The organism is Paenibacillus sp. SER-28 (genome assembly GCF_052906305.1).
In genome coordinates this window covers 1-349 of the sequence record NZ_JBRECM010000051.1, presented here as the reverse complement: position 1 = coordinate 349, position 349 = coordinate 1, and the positions used below count along the sequence as shown (strand labels likewise).

The following is a 349-nucleotide window of genomic DNA, read 5'->3' as shown; positions in this document are numbered from 1 at the left end:
AAATGGTGGAGGCTGAGGGGCTCGAACCCCCGACCCTCTGCTTGTAAGGCAGATGCTCTCCCAGCTGAGCTAAGCCTCCATACTACTTATGACCCGTAGGGGATTCGAACCCCTGTTACCTCCGTGAAAGGGAGGTGTCTTAACCCCTTGACCAACGGGCCATGCAATAAAATAATTATGGCGGAGAGAGAGGGATTCGAACCCTCGAGACGCTTTTGGCGCCTACACGATTTCCAATCGTGCTCCTTCGGCCAACTCGGACACCTCTCCATATGGCTCCCCGAACAGGACTCGAACCTGTGACAACTCGATTAACAGTCGAGTGCTCTACCAACTGAGCTATCAGGGA

General features: G+C 53.9%; 4 tRNA genes. All 4 read right to left on the bottom strand.

Features of this window, described 5'->3' with window-relative positions:
* Positions 1 to 3: 3 nt before the first annotated feature.
* The 4 genes from ACUYLD_RS25545 to ACUYLD_RS25530 all read right to left on the bottom strand — a co-directional run bounded on the left by ACUYLD_RS25545 (position 4) and on the right by ACUYLD_RS25530 (position 349).
* Positions 4 to 79: transfer RNA gene (locus ACUYLD_RS25545), tRNA-Val, on the bottom strand.
* Between the two features lie 10 nt (positions 80 to 89).
* Positions 90 to 161 (bottom strand) — tRNA-Glu (locus ACUYLD_RS25540).
* A gap of 17 nt (positions 162 to 178) precedes the next feature.
* A tRNA-Ser gene (locus tag ACUYLD_RS25535) sits at positions 179 to 270 on the bottom strand.
* 3 nt (positions 271 to 273) lie between these two features.
* Positions 274 to 349, bottom strand: a tRNA-Asn gene (locus ACUYLD_RS25530).